Annotated in this window: 2 protein-coding genes; both read right to left on the bottom strand. The window is 69.4% G+C overall.

Features of this window, described 5'->3' with window-relative positions; all coding sequences use genetic code 11:
* Positions 1-324: 324 nt before the first annotated feature.
* On the bottom strand, positions 325-978 hold the full coding sequence (locus VGT06_12300) for a response regulator transcription factor (protein HEV8663900.1): 654 nt from the start codon (positions 976-978) through the stop codon (positions 325-327).
* On the bottom strand, positions 975-4,424 hold a 3,450-nt coding region (locus VGT06_12305; protein HEV8663901.1), incomplete at its 5' end, for a GAF domain-containing protein. The genes VGT06_12300 and VGT06_12305, both read right to left, overlap by 4 nt.

Below are 4,424 nucleotides of genomic sequence, written 5' to 3' on the forward strand. Positions count from 1 at the left end.
CGACCACGGTCACCTCGCTCTGGTGGTGCTGCTGCAGAAACTCTTGAAGAATGCGCAGGAAGGTAGAATTGTCGTCCACGAGCAGGACGGAAATCGGCATCATGCTTTCCTCTCCGAGAACCGGGCCGGTCCCTGGAAGGAGGGACAAGGGCCAAAGTATCGAATGGGCAGGCGCTTGCTGTCTATCCGGAGGCCTACGGAGTTCGCCCGCAAAAGTCCCGTATTTTTCGCAAAAGGAAGCTCGTATCTATCCGTCAGGACTCAGGTGCCGAGGCCGGGGATGGCCGGGAGGAGGAGAGCGGAGCGGACGAGCCTACTGCGCGATCACCTTTCTTCTACGGCGAGGATCCCCCGCCGGAGGGCGTACCGGATCAGGTCGGTCTGGGTCTTGAGGCGGAGCTTGCGCATCAGGTTGGCCCGGTGGGTCTCCGCCGTACGCGGGCTGATCCCGAGCCGGGCCGCGATCTCGGCGTGGCTGAAGCCCTCGGTGGCGAGGTGCAGCACCTCCCGCTCGCGGGTCGTGAGCGTCTCGTAGCGGTCCAGGGGCGCCCCGTGGGCCTTCTGGACGTAGGCCTCGATGGCGTGGTCGGTGAGGGGCGGGCTCAGGTACCGGCGGCCGGCCGCCACCTCGCGGACGGCCTGGATCAGGTCGGCGGCGTTGGCCCCCTTGAGGACGTAGCCGGCCGCCCCGAGGCGCAGCGCCTCCAGCACGTAGGCCTCGTTGGCGTACATCGAGAGGACGAGCACCCGGGTCTGGGGGGACTTCTGGCGGATCTGGCGCGTCACCTCCAGGCCGGTAAGGCCGGGCATCATCACGTCCACGATGAGGACGTTGGGCTTCAGGCGTTCGACCATCGCGATGACGGCCAGTCCTTCCGCGGCCTCCCCGACGACGGACAGATCCGGCTCGGCCTCCAGCAGGGCGCGCAGCCCCTGTCGGACGACGTGGTGGTCGTCGGCCAGCACGATGGTCGTCATCCGCCCCGCTCCTGCCTTCTCCTCTCGACGGGCTCGCCGAGGGGCAACTCCGCGATCACCCGGGTCCCGGTTCCTGGGCGGGACTCGGCCGTCAGGTGCCCGCCCAGCAGGCTCGCCCGCTCGCGCATCCCGACCAGGCCACTTGTCGTGTGGCTGGCCAGCACCGCCTCCGGCTCGAAGCCTTTGCCCTGGTCCTCGACCCGTACGCCGAGCGTGTCCCGATCCGCCCAGAGCTTCACCGCCACCTCGTTCACCCCCGCGTGGCGGGCGACGTTGGTCAGGGCCTCCTGCACGATCCGGTAGGCGGCTGTCTCGATGTCCTGCGGGAAGCGCCTCCCCTCGAGGCCGGAGTGTTTGAGGGCCACCTGCACCCGAGTCTGCGCCGTGTAGCGCTCGAAGTGCCACAGGAGCGCGGGGAGCAGACCCAGGTCATCGAGCATCGCCGGCCGGAGATCCAGCGAGAGCTCTCGGATACGGGTCAGGAGATCATGGACCGTCGCCTGGGCTTCGCCGATCCGGGTCTTGCTCTCCCTGGCCGGGAGGCGGGCGCTCATCTCCAGGGTGAGCTGGAGGCCGGTGAGGATCTGGCCGATCTGGTCGTGGAGCTCGCGGGCGAGCTCGCGGCTCTTGGCCTCCTGCACGTCCACGAGCCGGCGGGAGACGGCCCTGAGCCGCTCGCGCCCGGCCCGCACCTGCTCGAACAGCCGGGCGTTTTCCAGGGCGATGGCCGCCTGGTCGGCGAAGGAGCTCAGGTATGGCAGCTCCTCCGGGGCGGAGTGCCACGGGGTGGTCGAGTAGAAAGCCAGCACGCCCACGACCTCGTCCCGGACCTTGATCGGAACGCCGAGGTAGCTCACGAACTCGAATCCCCGTTCCTGCTCTGCCAGGATTTTCCGAGGATCGTTCCGGGCATCTGGCACGAACAGCGGCTTCCCGGTCGCCGCCACGGTTCCCGAGAAGCTCTCTCCAAGGCGGATCCGGAACCCCTGCGGTAAGGCGGCCCCCGCCGCTGCCCCCGGCCGCAGGGCCCGGGCTTTCTGATCCACCAGGAACGCGGTGACATACGGCAAGCCCACGATCACGGAGGCCTCCCCGACGATCCGTTCGAGGATGACCTGGAGATCCAGCCCGGCCATGACCGTCTGCGTGGCCCGCAGCACCGCCCCCAGCTCCTCCCCACGGCGCACCGCCGCCCCGTGCAGCCGGGCATTCTCCAGGGCACTCGCGGCCGGCTGGGCGAGGAGCTCGAGGAGGCGGAGGTCCTCGGCGGTGAAGGTCCGCGCCGGCGTCGTCGCGTACACGCCCAGGGTGCCGATGAGGCGGCCCTCGATGAGGAGCGGGGCGACGACGGTGGCAGTGAGAATAGTGCTGAGTTCCTGGACTCGGGCGGGAAAGGCCGCGTAGTTGTTCACGAGCAAGGGGCGGCGCGTCGCTGCCACGGTCCCGTGCACCCCCTTCCCGAGGCGGAACTCGCGAAGGAGCTGCTGGTCCTCCCCGCCTATCCGTGCTGCGGTCGTGAGGAGCTGGGCGGCCTCGTCCCAGAGGGTGAGGACCGCGTGCTCGGTGTGGAGCAGCTCGCTGGCGGCCTGGGCGATCCGCTTCAGGGTCTCGGGAAGGCTGAGGGGATGGAGGAGGGCCTGGCCCACCTGCCAGAGGCGTTCGAGGGCGGCCGCGCGGCTCGTGGCCTGCTGGTACAGGAGGGCATCGTGGCAGGCCAGGCTGGCCGCGTCGGCCAGCCGGGTGAGGAGCTGGATGTCCCCCATCGTGAAGGGCCGCGGCGTCCGGCGAGCGGCCAGGAGGACCCCGAGAGGCCTCCCCTCGTGGGTGATGGGAACAGCCACCTGTGTAACGGTCCCCTCTGCCCGAGCCACCGGATCGAAGTCGTGGGAGAAGAGGGGATCCTCGAGGAGCCTGTCGGTGACCTGAGGGGTTCCGGTCTCCAGGGCCTTCCCCGCCATCCCCCGGCCCCTGGGCAACATCAGCCCCGGCAGCGTCGCAGAGACGGCCCCGGTGTGGGCCCGGACGGCGAGGGCCTGGCCATTCGCTTCGGCCAGCACGAGGAACGCCAGATCGCCCTGGCCGAGCAGCTTGGCCTGGTCCACGATCCTGGCCAGGACGTGGTCCAGTTCCAGCGAGGTGGCCAGTTCCTTCATGAGCGTGGCGAAGCCTTCGGCCTCCTGGCGCCGGCGCTCCTCATCCCGGTGGGCCCGCTGCAACGCCTCCTCTGCCCGTTTGCGGTGCGTGATATCGGTTGCCAGGACGAGGCTGGCGTCCCGCCCCCGGAAGACGAGAGGACTCCAGGTGATCTCCACGTCCATGAGTGTCCCGTCTTTCTTCCGGTGTCTCCACACCCCTGCGGGAACCAGCTCCTGTCCGGAAGCGACTGCCTCGTTCACCACCGTCTCGAAATGCCCGAGGAGGGCGGAGACGTCCTCGGGGGGACGGATGTCCTTGATCGTCATGGCGAGGAATTCGTCCCGGGAGAATCCGTAATGCAGGACCGCCGCATCGTTGACGGCGAGGAAGGCGAGGGTTTCGTGGTCCACGAGCCACATGGGGTGGGGGTTGCTGTCGAAGAGGAGGCGCCACTGCGCCTCCGAGGCCTGCAGCACCTCCTCCCGCCCCTTCCGCTGGGCGATTTCCTTTCGGAGGGCGTCTGTGGCCGTGACCAGATCTGCGGTGCGGTCTTCGACCTGCGCCTCTACCTCGATGTACGCCTTATCGAGATCCGCCTGCGTGCGCCGGCGCTCGGCCTCCATCCGGTTGAGCGCCCCGGCATACCGCCACCCGAGGAGCGCCACGAGGCTGACACTCGCCAGCACCAGGAGCGCCGTCCCGGTCCCGGTGTCATAGAGGTGCGCTTTCTCCCCGAGCACCGTAAACCATCCCAGGAGCAGCAGACCGCCCGTTGCGGGGAGGAGAAGCCGCCGGGCCATCACCCCCCCCACGTTCGGGCTGGTCAGCGGCGCCATGAGCCTGCCCTCGGGGCGCGCGCAGAGGAGGCCGAGGCTGAGGACCAGGAAGGCAGCCGCCGCGTGCACGGCCATGTCGGTGGCGTTGGGGAGGCCGTAGAGGGCCGGGATGCTGTAGGCGTACCCGAGGAGGTTCAGCAGGCCGATGGCGCCGGCCGTCAGTGTGAAAGCCTGACTCACGCGCATCCCCTCCGGGCGATCCAGCAGCAAGAGCGCCGCGCCGTGCAGAAGGAAGTTGAGGGCGGTGGTGGGCGCCATCCGCCCGGGAGCCCCGGTTCCGATCGCCTCTGGCGGTTCCCGGAAGAGGGTCTGGTCAATGCCGAGGTCCCACCCGAGCAGGTATTCAATGAGGGTGAGCCCCCCGATCAGGGCAACGATGCCCGCGCTCGCCTCTGCGAGGCGGCGGAGCCGCGCCCCGCGTTGCTGCTTCCCCAGGACCCCCAGCGATGCGCCGGCCAGGGCGAAGGCCAGCGC

This window comes from Candidatus Methylomirabilis sp., from assembly GCA_036000645.1.
Classification (GTDB): domain Bacteria; phylum Methylomirabilota; class Methylomirabilia; order Methylomirabilales; family JACPAU01; genus JACPAU01.

Coding starts and splice junctions, on each gene's coding strand:
- VGT06_12300 (HEV8663900.1), bottom strand. CDS start 978: ATGACGACCATCGTGCTGGCCGACGACCACCACGTCGTCCGACAGGGG.